The following is a 15,837-nucleotide window of genomic DNA, read 5'->3' as shown; positions in this document are numbered from 1 at the left end:
TTCGGAATTATATTTAGTTTGATTTAATTGGTTATAATATTTCATTTTAGTAAATAATACCCTCACTATTAATTACTTAAAATATTATTATTCTAAATACTTACTTCTCCCCCTTATGAAAAATCTCTTCTTTTTGTTGTTAATTTTAACTTTGGCAAGCTGTAAGAAAAAGGAAATTACCGAACAGACTGCGCCTCCGCCTGATCTCACCAAAACATTTGGATTGGAAAGTTTTTCGGTTGACGGAGTTCCCGAAAAAAACATTCGTTTTATCAGCCTGGACAATAAACGGCCTTATATTATAATCACGCTGCCTGCTGATTATAAAAGTGGAAATCTTTTAAACATAACCGCTGAGATGCCTGACGGATTCTTTATGCATCCGGAGGCTCAGCAAGGCAATCAATCCGGTAAATTTGCTATCAGCTATCAGGGAGAATATGTCACACTTGTTGTATCAGATGCCAATAAGAATTTGATAAACGGGATTGCTGTTATAGTCCAGCCCGCTGCACCTCTTAAAGTCCAGGATGACGGCAACGATTATCAGTATACGATTGATGGTTGGGATCAATATCTGAAATTACCGGTAGAAAATTGGGGTACTGAATATGGTATGACTGAAAAGGACAGTCTTGTCCAAGGAAAAATTTCTATAAAAAACAAAAAAACAGGCGAAGTGTTTACCAGTATTGCCGGTTATAGAATTTCGGGAGAAGACAAAATTTTCAAATTTCATCTTCCGGAAGATGCCGAAGCAGGTGACTATGAAATGACTTTGCAAAAGGACAACCGCTCACTTTTGCTGCCAAACAGCCTGACGGTAAAATATGGATCACCTACTGTAAGAATAATAAACGGGTGGAACAAATACAGTTTTGAAGGACAAAATACCGTTTCTTTCGGAGGATATAACATGACTGACGATCATTCTTATCAATTGCATTTAAAAAATGATTTCACAGAATCTCTCAGTATTAAACTATCGGCTGTGAATCGATTTACCATTCGGGGACAACTTCCTTCCGGCTTTTCACAGGGAAATTATGAATTAAAACTTTTTATTGACAATAAGGAAGTTAGAACCTCTTTTACCGAAAACCCTGCTTTGCTTTTGGCAAAAAAAGACAGTATTCAGCCCGCGTTACTAGTACTTTCCCAACCGAAAGAAGTCATTTACGGCGAAGTTTATCTGTACAAAGCCATTACTTCTTTTGACAGAAACCAGCCGGTAATAGCCTGGCCCGAAGCTAATACCAGCAAAAGTTATATAGTACTGAAAAACATTGAATCAGGCCAGATTTTCAAACAGGCTTATACCGGTTATACCACCTCAACTTTTCCATTTCCTTACTTTACTATCACGCCTGAAATTCCAAACGGCCGCTATGAAGCCTGGCTAAGTACCGAAAGCCTGACCAGTACGGATCCCTTGCTGGTTAGTGAACGGTACAATAAAATTATTACTATTTACTAATCCAAAAATAAACAGTTGGAAGATCCCGTTACGACTTAAAAGCTAAGTCTCAACGGGTTTTTTATTACAAAATTTGATTTTGTCTCTTCATCGGATATTTAGCAGTATCGCAATATTTCACTCATTTAAAATATTAATTTTTTCTCCAAATTTAGTTTGAATTTTAACTATCTAATACTTAACTTTATGTGAGAGATATGCGATTTCATAGCATATCAAAAAGTTTAAACCTGAAAATTTAAACTAAAAAAATTACACTTTAAATTTAAGTAAAATGAAAACGATACTGATTCCCGTAGATTTTTCAAATACTTCTTCCAACGCCTTGCAGTTTATCGCGGACCTGAATCAAGATATTGATATTGAGAAAATTATCTTACTTAAAACACATTACGTCTCAATTTATTCCAGTATAATTCCTTCCGGCTACGGGCAATCCAATGCCGAATACATTCTTCAGGAAAGAACTGAGACCGAAGAAAAGTTGAATGCGACCGGACAAGAGCTGCTTAAAAAATGTAAAAATGGCGTAAAAGTCGAAATTGCTGTTAGCGATCTTCCGATTTTGCGTGCTGTTCACGAGATGATCAGAGATCAAGGCCCTACCCTGCTTCTTTTGGGAAGTGATGCCAGCGATGATGAAAGTCCGATTGGCGAATATGTGATTGAAATAGCGCAGATCAGTACAATTCCGGTTTTGATTATCCCGTCTGCCAGTAAATACAAAAAAGTGGAAAGAGTGCTGGTCCCCTGCGGCCCGGGAGCGATCCCTCAACTTCCAAGACTTAACAGGTTACGCCAAATACTTCCAAATCCCGAGCTGGTGATTCTAAACGTAGATCACAAACATACCGGGGATGACGGAAATTACCAGGCTCAAATCAAGGAAATGCTCGGTGATTTCAGCTATAAGGTTTTTTACGCCCAGGAAAAAAACATTGCAAAAGGTATCCTGGATTTTGCAAAAGAGAGCAAGGATATCCAGCTTATTGTTGCACTTCCAGGCAAATACAGTTTTTTCTATAATCTTACCCATCAAAACATCACAGAAGCGATCACACTCAATGCGAAAACTCCGGTATTGATTTTTAAGGAAAATTAATTCAAAAGCGATGGAAGATCCTTTAAAAGAAACCACCGCCCTGATCGATGCAATTCTGAACATCAGAATTGCCATGAAGCAGTATGTCCAGCGAAGAATACGCAAAGATAAGCTTGATCTTACTTATGAAATGGTTCAGGTGCTTGGTGTACTTTGGCGAAAAGGAGAAATGAACCAGCAGGAAATTGCAGACCGGGTTCAAAAAAACAAAGCCAGCCTGACTTCGCTTCTGGATAATCTGGCTAAAAGAAATCTGATAACCCGAAATGAAGATCCTGCCGACAGACGAAATAAAATCATATCACTGACCGATTCCGGAAAAGAGTATGAAAAGCAGCTTGAACCATTATTAGAAGGATTTTATCAAATTCTGGCAAAAAATTTGCCCCGGCAGGACATGAAGAAAATTACTGGTTTTCTTAAAAATATGGAGATTAATTTGTTGAAATGATCGCATTCGTAAATTCCGGATTTGTGTCTTTTTTGCCAATATCCAACAACAATTGCAAAATTAATAAAGGATTAAAAACGCGTTACATAACATTGTCTTAACATACATGCTATCTATTTCTGTGACTTTTGTATTGTATAACCAGAACAATCAAACAGTTACGAATCATGAAGCTTTCAGTTTCTACCCTGCTATTATTACTTTTATTTACAACAATCTCCCGGGCCCAGATCACAACCAGTGGCATAAGCGGCCTTGTTAATGACTCTAAAAAAGAAAGTTTAATCGGAGCGACGGTTCAGGCCACCTATGTGCCAACCGGAACTAAATATGCAACCGTTACGGATGTTGACGGACGTTTCCGCATCAACAGCATGAACGCTGGCGGCCCTTATCAAATCATGATTACCTATGTTGGATTTCAAACTGAAACTTTGTCAGACATCGTCTTGCAACTTGGCGAAACGACAAATTTAAATGTGGTCTTGAAAGATGCAGGCCAAACACTGACCGAAGTAACGGTAACAGGATCACGTGGCGGAGAACGCGAAGGCGCAGGATCCGGCATAAACGCAGAAACCATTCGAAGGCTGCCTACGATTTCCCGCAGTTTGACCGATATGACGAGAACTTCTCCCCAGGTAAACAATAACAACTCTTTTGCAGGTACCAACTTCCGGTATAATAACGTAACCGTCGATGGTGCGGTAAATAATGATGCGATCGGTTTTAGCCCATCTTTGGGTGGCTCAACAGGGTCTACCGGACAGCCGGGATCCAGTACACGTACCAACCCGATCAGTCTTGATGCGATTCAGGATATTCAGATTGCTGTGGCTCCTTTTGACGTAAGACTTGGTAACTTTTTAGGTGGCTCTGTAAATGCAGTAACACGCAGCGGAACAAACGATGTAACCGGATCGGTTTACGGTTTTGGACGTAATTCATCGCTAGTTACCAAATGGAACGGAGCTTCTGATGCGAAGGAAAAATTGCCAAGTACTTTTCATGAATACCAGACGGGTGTTCGTGTAGGTCTTCCTTTGATTAAAGATAAACTTTTCTTTTTCACGAATGAAGAGATCACAAATCGCCAGGATCCTGTTCAGTTTCAGGCTGGTACTGCTTCTTCTCTCATCAAAGATGTTGCTATTGCGCAGCAGATCAGTGATTATGTTAAAACAAATTACGGTCTTGATGCCGGTTCTTTCGGCAATTATTCGATCAACTCGAAAAGTACCAAATTCTTCAACCGAATTGACTGGAACATCAACAGCAAACATCAGTTGTCGATCCGTAACAATACTGTATTTTCAGAAGCCACCAACCTGGAACGTGATTCACAAAATTTCCGCTTTGGAAGCATTGATTACAAACAACATAACAATCAGACAAGTACCGTTGCTGAATTAAAAAGCCAGTTTGGAGGACATTCTTCCAACAGTTTGATCGTTGGATATTCATCGATCCATGATTACCGTAATACGCTTTCCAACGTAAGAACTTTCCCTCAGGTGGAAATCGGATATAACGGAGGAACCATTTTCCTTGGCAATGACCGCGAAGCATCCGTTTTCAATCTTAAACAAAAAACATTTGAATTGACGGATAACTTCACCTTTTATGTAGGTAAAAATACTTTCACGGTTGGAACGCACAACGAGTTTTACAACATCAACTACGGATTTGTAAACTCCCCGAACGGTCGTATTTCTTACAGTAATTTAAATCAGTTTCTGGGCATTGGCACGCCGAATAACCAGTCGCTTCCAAACCGTGTGAGAGGATCTTATCCATTTGCTGATCCTACAAATAATCTGGATAATCAGTTTGATAATCCTTATGCACAGTTCAAGGTCAACTTGTTGAGCGCTTATATTCAGGATGATATCCAGCTTACAGACAACTTTAAAATCACGCCTGGTATTCGTCTTGATTACTCAGGATTACCTACAAAACCAACATTGAGTCCTTTGGTAACAGGAGCTGCAACAGATCCTGGCTACGGCGGAACTTATTCTTACACGCCTTTAAATCAGATCAATAACAAGTTTCTGAATAATGTACAGGTTTCTCCACGTCTGGGTTTCAAATTTGACATTAAAGGAGATAAAAGCATTATTCTTCGCGGTGGAACAGGACTATTTACGGGGCGTATTCCTTTTGCATGGCTGGGTTACGCATTCTACAATAACGGTGTAGGTTATGGCGCGTATGATTTCAACAACAATGCAACAGCCGCAACGAAACTGGTTGGTGATCCATTAGTACCAAATGGGGGTGTATTGATCAACAATAATCCTGCAAATGGTGGTGTAAAACGTACGCAGGTTGACTTAATCGACAATAATTTCAAAATGCCGCAAATGTTCAGAAGTAATCTGGCGGTAGACTATACATTGGACGGCTACAAGTTTACAGTTGAAGCATTGTATACGAAAGTAATTCAGGATCTTAAATTCCAGCAGGTTAATACCAAAGATGTTGTTCGTTATTACAGCTATGACACCCAGCATCAGCAGCCGATTTATGTTGCAGCAAACGGATCAGCCGGAGCGCAGCGGATTGACAATAACTTTGCGAATGCTTATATGCTTTCAAACACAAAACAAGGTTACCGTTACAGTTTGACAGGACAAATCCAGAAAAATTTCTCAACGGGTTTTGGATTCTCGGCAGCTTATACTTACGGAAAATCATATGATATCACAAACGGTATCAGAAACTCAATGGAATCAAACTGGCAGCTTAACCAGTCATTGAATCCGAACAATCCAAAGCTTGCTTACTCCAACTTTGACATCCGCAGCCGCATTGTTGGAACTGTGAATTACCGCAAAATGTGGAACCCGAAAAACGCAACTACGATAAGTTTATTCTATTCTTTCCAGTCAGGTACGCCTTTCTCATGGGGTTATGTTAATACAACAGTTGACGGAACAGGGCAGGCAAACAGCTTAGCTTACATTCCAAAAGACCTGGCCGAAGCACAAAAACTATTGCCAACAGGAACACAAGCCACTGATTTCATGGCTTTTGTAGATTCAAAATCATATTTGAAAGGTCAGAAAGGAAATTTCACAGAAAGAAACGGTGGCCGTACACCCTGGAACAATACGATGGACCTCCGTTTTATGCATGAGTTTAAAATCAAAGGCCGTAAGTCGATCCAGGTTACGTATGACATTCTTAACTTCCTGAATCTGGTTGACAAAAAATTAGGATATTCATATTTCTCTCCAAATACGTTTAACTCAACCGCTTCTGTTGGTTTGACACGTGCGACAAATCCAACAACAGGTGATCCAACATTTACATGGACAAAACCAGGCGCACCTTACTCGATTGATCCATTAGGATCACGTTGCCAGATGCAGCTTGGTGCGAGATATTCATTCTAAGAATTGAAGTAGAAATAAAAAAACCGCAGGACTTACGAGCCTTGCGGTTTCTTTATGAGCTTTCGTTTCGCGCATCAAACTTAACAACAAAAGAGCCCTTACAATTATTTCAGAATTTCCTTCTGAAACACATCTTCTTTAATTTCTCCTTTTTCAAGAGACACAAAATAGGCATTGCTTTGCTCATCAAGCGCTACTACTTTTTTCACCTGATTGTCTTCAAAATAAATACCGGCTTTATCGTCAACCGCATATCCCGCCTTATATTCTCCACTTTTAATTTTTGCCCAATAAAGTGGTTTCCGTGGAGCTTCTGCATGATAATGTGGACAATGACTTGTCGTTATAAATCCCAATCCGTCTACTTTTGTCAGTTCCGTCGGGCGGGAATCTGTTGTTCCATGTTCAAACCAGCAAAGAGAACCTGCGCTGCCGCCGCCAAGGACGATGCCTTTTTCCCAGGCCTTTTTTAACACTTCATCAATTTTTTGAGCTTTCCAGATCACCATCATATTCAGCGTATTTCCCCCGCCGACAATAATGGCGTCCATACCTAAAAGCACTGTTTCAAATGATTCTTTCTGGGTATAAGACGAAATAAATAAACGCTGAACATACGGCCGGATTGGTAAACCAGAACAGGAATCATACCAGCGCGTGATAGTAACCAGAGAATCACCGGTTGCAGTTGGCAAAAAACAAATCTTTGGGTTTTCTTTCCCTGTTAGTCCGGCGATGTACATGATGAACTTGCTGTCCATCGATCCACCGGTAATGAAAATTTTCTTTTTCAACTCCTTCAATTCAGTACTGGGTTTGGCTAATGTAATATTTGCGGTTAAGGCAGTTGTTGCGCTCAGTTGAACAAATTCACGTCGGTTCATCATTTTAACAGGAGTTGGCGGTTGGCGTTATGGTAAAATATCTAAAAATATCATTGTCTCAACAAGATACATCTATAATATTAAAAAAAATCCAAAAGAAGAGTAGCCCGTAACAAGCCCTGCTGCTGTACTTCAAACAACGGTGGTTACAAAAATCAACTTGCCGACATCATCAAAATACAAAAGCAATCATGAAACGCAGAGACTTTGTAAGATCTACCATTGGAGCATCTTTAATAAATCCATTTGAAAAAGTTGTTCAACCGGCAGTAACTCATATTGAAAGTGAAGATCTTACCGGTCGCACGGCTGTCGAAGATAATTATGCTTTGCATTTTATGGCATTAGGCGATTGGGGGCGAAATGGTGAATTTCTTCAACAGGAAGTTGGAAAACAGATGGGACAATGGGGCGGTCAGCATAAGAATAATTTTGTCATTTCTGTCGGAGATAATTTCTACCCAAAAGGCGTTGTTAGCGAGCACGATCCATTGTGGCACTACTCTTTTGAAAATGTATATACGGCTTATGCACTGCAATGTGATTGGTACGCGATCCTGGGAAATCATGATTATATGACCGATCCTGACGCACAGATCCGTTACAGCGGCATTAGCCGGCGATGGAAAATGCCGTCACGTTATTATGCCAGGGAAATCCAGATCGGTAAGGAAAAAGGAAAGGTTTTATTTGTCATGATTGATAGCAATCCGATGATCGATGATGAGCACAAAGATGAAGCCGACAAACAAATAGCCTGGATCAACGAAACTTTGCAAAATGCTTCTGCGGATGTAAAATGGAAAATTGTAGTTGGGCACCATCCTTACTACACAGTTGGCCCGCGTATAACAAATTACGATACGCTTGCGATCAGAGCCAAATTGACGAAAACTTTTGAAGAGCATAAGGTTGATGTATACCTTTCCGGCCATGAACATTCTCTTCAACATCTGAAACCGGAAGGATACACGCATCAGTTTATTTCAGGAGCCGGATCGGAACTATCACCCGTAAAAACCGGAGTTGATTACGCCCGCTTTCAGGCTTCGGAAAATGGTTTTATGTATTTTTCAATGGATAGCAAACGGCTGAATGTAAAGGCTATCAACCATACGGGGAAATTATTATATGAAACGGAACTAACGAAAGTGTAGATTTTAATGACCGAAATTAAACATAGGATATATTTCTTAAAAATCAGGCAAACTAATTGTTTTGTTTCTCCCACAGCTGCAATAAGAGCCTTTGCCGTTTCAGAAAACAAAGTTGTATTTTTCTTATCTTTTATTCTCGATCACAAAAACACCCACCTTCGCCAAAGGAGAAAATTCGAACTGATGAATGACTTGATGTTGATTTTTCACTTTTCAAAAGTGGAAAAATTATGATGACCATACATTGCTAAAAACCGAGGCAACTGTATATGACGAATCGATGTATTAAAATCAGATAAAAGAATCAATCAGGAAAACATATAAAAACCAACAACAATCAGTAAAAGTCACCAGGTTGGTCTCTTCTTAATTAAAATATTAATATTAACCCGCGATTACACCGCACGATTTCAATCTAAATTTTAAATAAATTTCTCCTCCATAACCTTTCATGAAAAAACGTTATCAGGTTCTCTTTGCCCTTTCACTTCTTTCTGTAATCACTTTTCTGGATCGTATTGCAATCAGTGTTGCCAGTCCCAAAATCATGACAGATCTGGGACTGAGCAAAGAGCAACTGGGTTGGATTCTGGGTATTTTCGCATTGGCTTATGGTGGTTTTGAAATTCCAACCGGTTTAATGGGCGACCGGCTTGGCGCAAAAAAAGTACTGATACGAGTCGTATTATGGTGGTCGGCTTTTACAGTGCTGACCGGCTTTGCAACAGGTTTTGGCATGATGCTCATGACACGCTTTCTTTTTGGAATTGGAGAAGCCGGCGCTTATCCAAATTCCTCCATTGTTCTTTCCAAATGGTTTCCTGCTATCGAAAGGGCACGGGGACAAGCATGGATATGGTCAGCAAGCCGCGTGGGTGGGGCTTTAACGCCATTTTTAGTCATACCGATTCAAAATCATTTCGGTTGGCGGGGCAGTTTTTTCTTCCTTGGGATACTCGGTTTGTTGTGGGTAATCTTCTGGAAATTGTGGTTTAAGGAAGAGCCCTCCGAAATGAAAGGTATCACCGAACACGAATTAAATAACATTCTTAACAAGCGAAATCTGCCGCAAGGACATCACAAATTTTCCTGGGCCATTTTCAAAAATACCAATTTACAGCTTCTGATGGCAATGTACTTTTGCTACGCTTCCGGAGCCTTTTTCTTTCAGGCCTGGCTTCCCACTTACCTGCAAAAAGGCAGAGGACTTGACGATCAGGAAATGTCGTTTATCACTTCCTTTTCATTTGTTTTAGGCGCAGTGGGGTGTCTTTCAGGAGGTTTTGTCTGTGATTTTCTGGTCAAAAAGATTGGTCCAAGATGGGGACGCGCGGCCGTGGCACTTACAGGACTGGGGCTTTCGGGAATATTGATGATGATATCCGTTTTTGTCAATGACAACACTGCCGCAACGATCCTGTTATCTTCCGGACTTGGACTTATGGATTTCACAATTCCTGCATCCTGGTCCACAGCCATGGATATCGGAGGCAAAAATGCAGGCACAATTACCGGAGCAATGAATACCGCCGGACTTTTTGGGAGTACTTTGAATACGATTGGATTTGGCTATCTGGTTACCGCTTTCGGTAATAATTATCACGCCCCGGTTGTACTTCTGGCCATTCTTTTGATCATTGGAGCGCTGCTCTGGCTGAAAATTGATGCTACGAAGAGGATTACGTTTGAGGTGTCACCTGAATAAAATCTTTGATTCAATTAAATGTGATTGTAATTTGGAAAAAATCGATTCTAAAATATTTCGAAAATGTCACATAAACCATTAAACCCAACGACAGGCCTAAATCCTCCCGTCGGCAAAATCCTCTATATTGATCACCTGAAAGTATTGCTCACCGGACTGGTCGTTTTGCACCATGCCTGTGTCACGTACGCCGGTCCAGGCTCCTGGTATTATTCAGAAAAGACCTTAAAAAGTGGTGTAATAATTCCAGTCACCATGCTTGTAGCAACCAACCAGGCATTTTTCATGGGGTTTTTCTTTTTCCTTTCTGCGCTGTTTATTCCGGCTTCTCTTACTAAAAAGGGCACAGCAGTTTTTGTTAAAGACCGGCTTAAAAGGCTTGGGATTCCGCTGCTGTTTTACTCCTTTATACTTTCTCCGGTGATGAATTATCTGGTTTATTATTACGCCGGAGGCCACCATATCACATTCTGGCAGTTTTTGAGCGGATACGACAACTGGATCAGTTTTGGCGTGATGTGGTTTGTTGTCGCTCTTTTGTTATTTACGGCCATATATATTTTATGGAGGGAAGCTGACAAGTCAAAACCTGCGATGCGAAAAGCACCTTCGGTTTCTGCAATTTTAGTATTTGCCAGCGGTCTTGGTTTCGTGAGTTTTCTTGTACGAATTGTGTTTCCTGTGGGCTGGGTTTTAGATCCTTTTGGATTTCAACTTGGTCATTTTCCACAATACATTGCTCTGTTCTTTTGGGGACTTGTTTGTTATAACAGCAACTGGTTGGATGACATTAATTCCCGTTATAAAAAATTTGGCATGATAACGCTTTGTCTGATCCTATTTGGCTTTCCACTAATTTATGCAGTCAAGATCTTATTCAATACACCTATCGAATGGTACAGTGGCGGCGCGCATTTTCAATCATTACTCTATCCAATGTGGGAACAGCTTACCGGTTTGAGTATTATTACCTTACTGCTTTATATCGGTAAAAATTACTGGAATAAGCCGTCTGCATTTTTGGGGAAATTGTCCCGTTGCGCTTTTGCGGTATATATTTTCCATCCATTCGTTCTTATTTGCTTGTCACTTTTATTGAAAAACTGGTCGGTAGATTCTTCATTAAAACTTTTAATTGTTGCGCCCGCCGGTATTTTACTAAGTTTTCTGCTGGGTTACCTTATCGTTCAAATACCGGGTGTAAAGAAAATTCTTTGATTAATTTGCTGAATCACCACTTCCAATCAAGCATTCAAAATAATAAAATGAGACGCCAGCTTACCTTATTTCTTTCTAGTCAAAACGAAGAAATTGAAAAGATAAGAGCAGAATTCAATCCTGCTCAACATGAGCTTATCTCTGCACATGTTACGCTGTGCAGAGATAATGAGATTGAAAAGCCTGATGTGGTTATACACAATATCAAAACGATTTCCCTTGTCCAACCTTTGATAATTGAATTTGAACCTGCGGAGAGATTTGAGAACGGAAAAGGTGTATTAATTCCTGCCAGAACCGGGAATCAAGAGTTTTACGACCTAAGGGAAAAAGTATTAAAAGGAATACAGGAATTCAACAAACATTATCTCCCGCACATCACCCTAATGCATCCTCGAAATTCAACTTGTACCGATGAGATTTTTGACCAAATAAAAAAGTACAAATTACCGTCAATGGTAACTTTTGATACAATCAGTTTAATTGAACAAACTGATGGAGGACGATGGACTATCATCGAACAATTCCCCATCGTAAAATCGGTCCTTTGAAAAAATATTCCCTGTTTAAAAAAATATTTTGACCACTTTGTCCAGATATGAAAATCCAGTTGTCATTAGTTTTTAACAATTAAATTTTCAATAAAATGGAACCTAGAATTAACGTACACGAAAAAGGTCAAAATGCTTTAAAAACGCTTTATGCGGTTGGAGGTTATTTAAAAAAATCCCCTCTTGAAAAAAATCTTCTCGAACTGGTTTTATTCAGAGTATCACAAATAAATTCCTGCGCTTATTGTCTTGATATGCACTCAAAAGATGCGCGTGCCAACGGTGAAACGGAACAACGGTTATATGGTTTGAGTGCATGGCGTGAAACTCCGTACTATTCCGAGCGTGAGAGAGCCGCGCTGGGATGGGCCGAAGCGGTCACGAAAGCTGTCATTCCGGATGAAGTTTATAACGAAACCAAAAAGCAGTTTTCCGATGAAGAGATGATTGACCTGACTTTCGTTATCACAAACATTAATACCTGGAATCGTATTAATCTTGCATTTCCAAATCAAGCAGGTACGTATCAGGTAGGGCAATTTGGCTGAGAAAAAGGCTATGGCAATCAACTTTCTGCCGATAGCTGATTGTCAAAGTTGTTTTACTAAAACCTTAAAATCAATAAACCATGAACGAATTCTTATTGGTAATCCACCGGGACCTGACCAGTGTGGATGCCAAACCATCTCCCGAACAAATGCAGGCTGCTATTAAACCATTTCAGGACTGGATCGGCGGTATTGCCGCTCAAAATAAACTGGTGGCTCCGCCAAAACGTTGGGATTCCGACGGCCGCGTTGTCAAAGAGAATAATACGGTAATCAACGGACCTTACGCCGAAATCAAAGAATCGATCGGCGGGATGCTGATTATCAGAGCCAACGATTATGACGAAGCCGTTGAAATCGCAAAAGGTTGTCCGATATTGCAATGGGGCGCTAAAGTGGAAGTGCGCATGGCCGTTGTAACTGCTTAGAAATAATACAAAACTGCCTTTGTTATCTGCGAAGGCAGTTTATAAATTTTATGGAAGAAAGAGAATTAATACCAAAAGTATTCCGGACAGAGTATCGTAAAATCGTAGCGGTGCTCTGTTATTTATTTGGTATCGAACACATTGAGATTGCGGAAGATATTGTGAGTGATACATTTTTAGCTGCGACCGAGTTGTGGAGTATCAAAGGATTGCCCGAAAATCCGACGGCCTGGCTTTATACTGTGGCAAAAAATAAGACCAAAAATTATTTAAAGCGCAATTCATTTTTTGAACAAAAGCTCTCGGCTGATATCAAATACCTTACCCAAAAAACAGAAGAAATCGAAATTGATTTGTCCGGTAAAAACATTGCCGACAGCCAGCTGGCTATGATTTTCACCGTTTGCAACCCCGCGATTTCCAGTGAAGCGCAGGTTGCACTCGCACTCAATCTGCTTTGCGGATTTGGGATCCAGGAAATTGCAGATGCGTTTTTAACGAACAAAGAGGTAATTTATAAAAGGATCAACCGGGCCAAGGAAAAATTAAAAGAGGCAAATATTAAAATTGAACAGCCCACAGTTTCTGAAATAAATAACCGGCTGGACAGCGTCTTAACTACTATATATCTACTATTTTCAGAAGGTTATTACTCCACAGGCCGCCGTCCCGAATCTCAAAACACTATTTTAAGAAAAGACCTTTGCGAAGAAGCGAAGCGTCTTTGTTACCTGCTTATAGAAAATGCCAGTACAAATAAACCTTCTGTGAATGCATTATTTGCATTAATGAGTTTTCATTCATCAAGATTTGACGCCAGAACAAACGATGATGGGGAAACGATTTTATATGAAGAACAGGACGAAACGCTCTGGAATCAGGAACTGATTGAACTGGGTACACACTTTTTAAATCTTGCTTCCACAGGAAACATAGTGTCAAAATATCATCTGGAAGCAGGTATAGCTTATTGGCATACGCAGAAACAGGACAGCTCCGAAAAATGGGAAAATATCCTGCAACTTTATAACGCCCTGCTTATTTTAGAATATTCTCCGATTGCGGCATTAAACCGCACCTTTGCACTGGCGAAAACCAATGGTAAAAAGGAAGCGATTATTGAAGCGGAAAAGCTACATCTGGCGGATTATCATTTCTATTACTCCTTGTTGGGTAATCTGTACACTGGAATTGATAATAAAAAAGCACTGGAACATTTTCAAACTGCACTAAATCTTGCGCATTCTTCTGCCGATAAAGCTACGATCAGCAAAAATATTGACCGGCTGTTAAACTGAAAATATAATTTTCAAACATTGACAGTGATTAATTTGGCCCGAAATATTTCATCACTTTTTCAATCTAAAAACTTCCATAACGAGTAGTTTCAGGCACTTTCTAAGTGAAGAAAAATCAACAATAAAATAATTGTTAGTCCAATATTTTGTTTCTAAAAAACACGGCTGTAAATTTACAACTGTAAAAATAAAAAAGTAAAATTAATGACTTATATCAGCGCACAACCACAATTAGCGAATTCATGGGACGACATATGTTATCCTGTAAATCCGGTGTGGCTGGCCGACCTGTTGCCAGAATATGATATAATGGCTACTGATCGTCAGCAACTTATTGTGGGGCAACCTGATGGAGGCCGGAAAACAATTTTTGGCATTCAAAGCGCTGATTATTCCATTATTCCAAATGCTGCGATCCGTGATGTTGTTAATGAACTGATTGATGATTACACACTTCAAATCAAACATACCACCACGGGTGAGTTTAGTATAAGCATTATCTTACCAGAAGAATTATCCATTAGCGGTGAAAAACTGCATAAAAGTCTGATCCTGACCAATAGTTACAATGGCAAAACACCATTTAGTGTACAAGGACAGACACTGACTTCGGTACCGGACGAAAACACCTTGCCGGGCAGCAGTATGTTCCGGACGGTTTGCCAGAACGGACTCGTTGGCTGGGCTGATCCTTTTGTGAAAGTATCGGCTTATCAGCAATGGCTGAAACAATGGTCGTTAGGAAAAGAGAAAGCACGGACCGCAAAGAGTCCGAAGGGGCAAAATAGTCCCTCGAAAGCAGGTTCTGAAATACGTAAAATCCATCATGGCAAACTTACGATGGACATTTTCCAGCAGCGTTTACGTGATATGCTCACCTATCACATCCAGTCCAAACCAACATTAACGGCGGACATTTACGAACATTTCCATAATACTGTTATGAAAAAAGCGGATGAAGGATTGCTGAAAACTTTACCAATTCCAGTCCAGCTTGCGAAACAGGCACAGGAACGTCTACGCCTCGAAGAGCGGATTTTGAGTTCCGCCCCCTCCTACTGGTTACTGTACAACGCGGTCAACTATGCCTTGTTCACAGCCCGCAGCAGTTTGACACTTAATGACCGATACCGGTTGGATGAGCGGGTCTTTCACCATTTGGCCGCCCGATCTTTTGCTTAGGTACGGGATTTGAAGCTGTTTTTTTGTTGACTATCGCAATCAGCATAAAATTTCAATATGTGTTAAAATCATTAGAATATGCATTCAGCTAATTTAAGTCCTGCCTCAGGAATTCAATCTTTATTTTTGAATGAAAATAGTCCCAATTTGAGAGAAACGCATTTTGTCAAAGACCTTTTCGCAGCTCTTCCGCATGAGGATATTGACCTATACGCCAGTTTTATCCGGGAAATTATCAGCAATCCGGATCAGGAAGGATATGTTTCCGGTTCACGAAAAATGGCTATTCCGCGTGTTGAATTAAATGAAACTACAAAACAACGGTTTGTACGTACCATGCAGCGTGTCACCAGATTACATGAAGGAATTTCCCGTAGAGAGAGAAGCTTTATTCAGCAGTTCTGGGCTCAGGTCCGCAGGCTTTAAGGATTATTT

General features: G+C 40.2%; 14 protein-coding genes. 13 read left to right on the top strand and 1 reads right to left on the bottom strand.

Features of this window, described 5'->3' with window-relative positions; translation table 11 throughout:
• The first annotated feature begins 115 nt into the window (after positions 1-115).
• The 4 genes from FDK13_RS23765 (at position 116) to FDK13_RS23750 (ending at position 6,431) form a co-directional block, all read left to right on the top strand.
• On the top strand, positions 116-1,477 hold the full coding sequence (locus FDK13_RS23765) for a hypothetical protein (RefSeq protein ID WP_137342505.1): 1,362 nt from the start codon (positions 116-118) through the stop codon (positions 1,475-1,477).
• 274 nt (positions 1,478-1,751) lie between these two features.
• Positions 1,752-2,579: a universal stress protein gene (locus tag FDK13_RS23760; RefSeq protein ID WP_137342504.1), complete on the top strand. Its 828-nt coding sequence runs from the start codon at positions 1,752-1,754 to the stop codon at positions 2,577-2,579.
• A 10-nt stretch (positions 2,580-2,589) separates the two neighbouring features.
• Positions 2,590-3,030 (top strand): MarR family winged helix-turn-helix transcriptional regulator, encoded by a 441-nt coding sequence (locus FDK13_RS23755; RefSeq protein ID WP_137342503.1) that lies wholly within the window; start codon positions 2,590-2,592, stop codon positions 3,028-3,030.
• Positions 3,031-3,197: 167 nt separating this feature from the next.
• Entirely contained in the window at positions 3,198-6,431 is a 3,234-nt protein-coding gene (locus FDK13_RS23750; RefSeq protein ID WP_137342502.1) for a TonB-dependent receptor, read from the top strand.
• Positions 6,432-6,535: 104 nt separating this feature from the next.
• Here FDK13_RS23750 and FDK13_RS23745 read toward each other — a convergent pair whose 3' ends face one another.
• On the bottom strand, positions 6,536-7,318 hold the full coding sequence (locus tag FDK13_RS23745) for a Type 1 glutamine amidotransferase-like domain-containing protein (protein WP_229216191.1): 783 nt from the start codon (positions 7,316-7,318) through the stop codon (positions 6,536-6,538).
• A 188-nt stretch (positions 7,319-7,506) separates the two neighbouring features.
• On the opposite strand from FDK13_RS23745, the gene FDK13_RS23740 reads away from it, so the two are divergent.
• The 9 genes from FDK13_RS23740 to FDK13_RS23700 all read left to right on the top strand — a co-directional run bounded on the left by FDK13_RS23740 (position 7,507) and on the right by FDK13_RS23700 (position 15,828).
• Entirely contained in the window at positions 7,507-8,472 is a 966-nt protein-coding gene (locus tag FDK13_RS23740; RefSeq protein WP_137342501.1) for a metallophosphoesterase, read from the top strand.
• A 451-nt stretch (positions 8,473-8,923) separates the two neighbouring features.
• Positions 8,924-10,177 (top strand): MFS transporter, encoded by a 1,254-nt coding sequence (locus FDK13_RS23735; protein WP_137342500.1) that lies wholly within the window; start codon positions 8,924-8,926, stop codon positions 10,175-10,177.
• A gap of 63 nt (positions 10,178-10,240) precedes the next feature.
• On the top strand, positions 10,241-11,395 hold the full coding sequence (locus tag FDK13_RS23730; protein WP_137342499.1) for an acyltransferase family protein: 1,155 nt from the start codon (positions 10,241-10,243) through the stop codon (positions 11,393-11,395).
• Complete coding sequence (locus FDK13_RS23725; protein ID WP_220417412.1) at positions 11,392-11,946, top strand: 2'-5' RNA ligase family protein; 555 nt, start codon at positions 11,392-11,394, stop codon at positions 11,944-11,946. The genes FDK13_RS23730 and FDK13_RS23725 overlap by 4 nt, the downstream gene beginning before the upstream one ends.
• A gap of 95 nt (positions 11,947-12,041) precedes the next feature.
• Positions 12,042-12,494 (top strand): carboxymuconolactone decarboxylase family protein, encoded by a 453-nt coding sequence (locus tag FDK13_RS23720; protein WP_137342498.1) that lies wholly within the window; start codon positions 12,042-12,044, stop codon positions 12,492-12,494.
• Positions 12,495-12,574: 80 nt separating this feature from the next.
• Positions 12,575-12,922, top strand: a complete 348-nt coding sequence (locus FDK13_RS23715; RefSeq protein ID WP_137342497.1) for a YciI family protein — start codon at positions 12,575-12,577, stop codon at positions 12,920-12,922.
• A gap of 50 nt (positions 12,923-12,972) precedes the next feature.
• Entirely contained in the window at positions 12,973-14,220 is a 1,248-nt protein-coding gene (locus FDK13_RS23710) for an RNA polymerase sigma factor (RefSeq protein ID WP_137342496.1), read from the top strand.
• Between the two features lie 204 nt (positions 14,221-14,424).
• On the top strand, positions 14,425-15,402 hold the full coding sequence (locus FDK13_RS23705) for a hypothetical protein (RefSeq protein ID WP_137342495.1): 978 nt from the start codon (positions 14,425-14,427) through the stop codon (positions 15,400-15,402).
• A 78-nt stretch (positions 15,403-15,480) separates the two neighbouring features.
• Positions 15,481-15,828 carry a TerB family tellurite resistance protein gene (locus FDK13_RS23700; RefSeq protein WP_137342494.1) on the top strand — a complete coding sequence of 116 codons (348 nt, stop codon included), beginning with the start codon at positions 15,481-15,483 and terminating at the stop codon, positions 15,826-15,828.
• The last annotated feature ends 9 nt before the right edge of the window (positions 15,829-15,837 follow it).

This window comes from Dyadobacter frigoris, assembly GCF_005280585.1.
In the GTDB taxonomy this organism is placed as follows: domain Bacteria; phylum Bacteroidota; class Bacteroidia; order Cytophagales; family Spirosomataceae; genus Dyadobacter; species Dyadobacter frigoris.
This window is presented reverse-complemented; position numbering and strand designations above follow the sequence as displayed.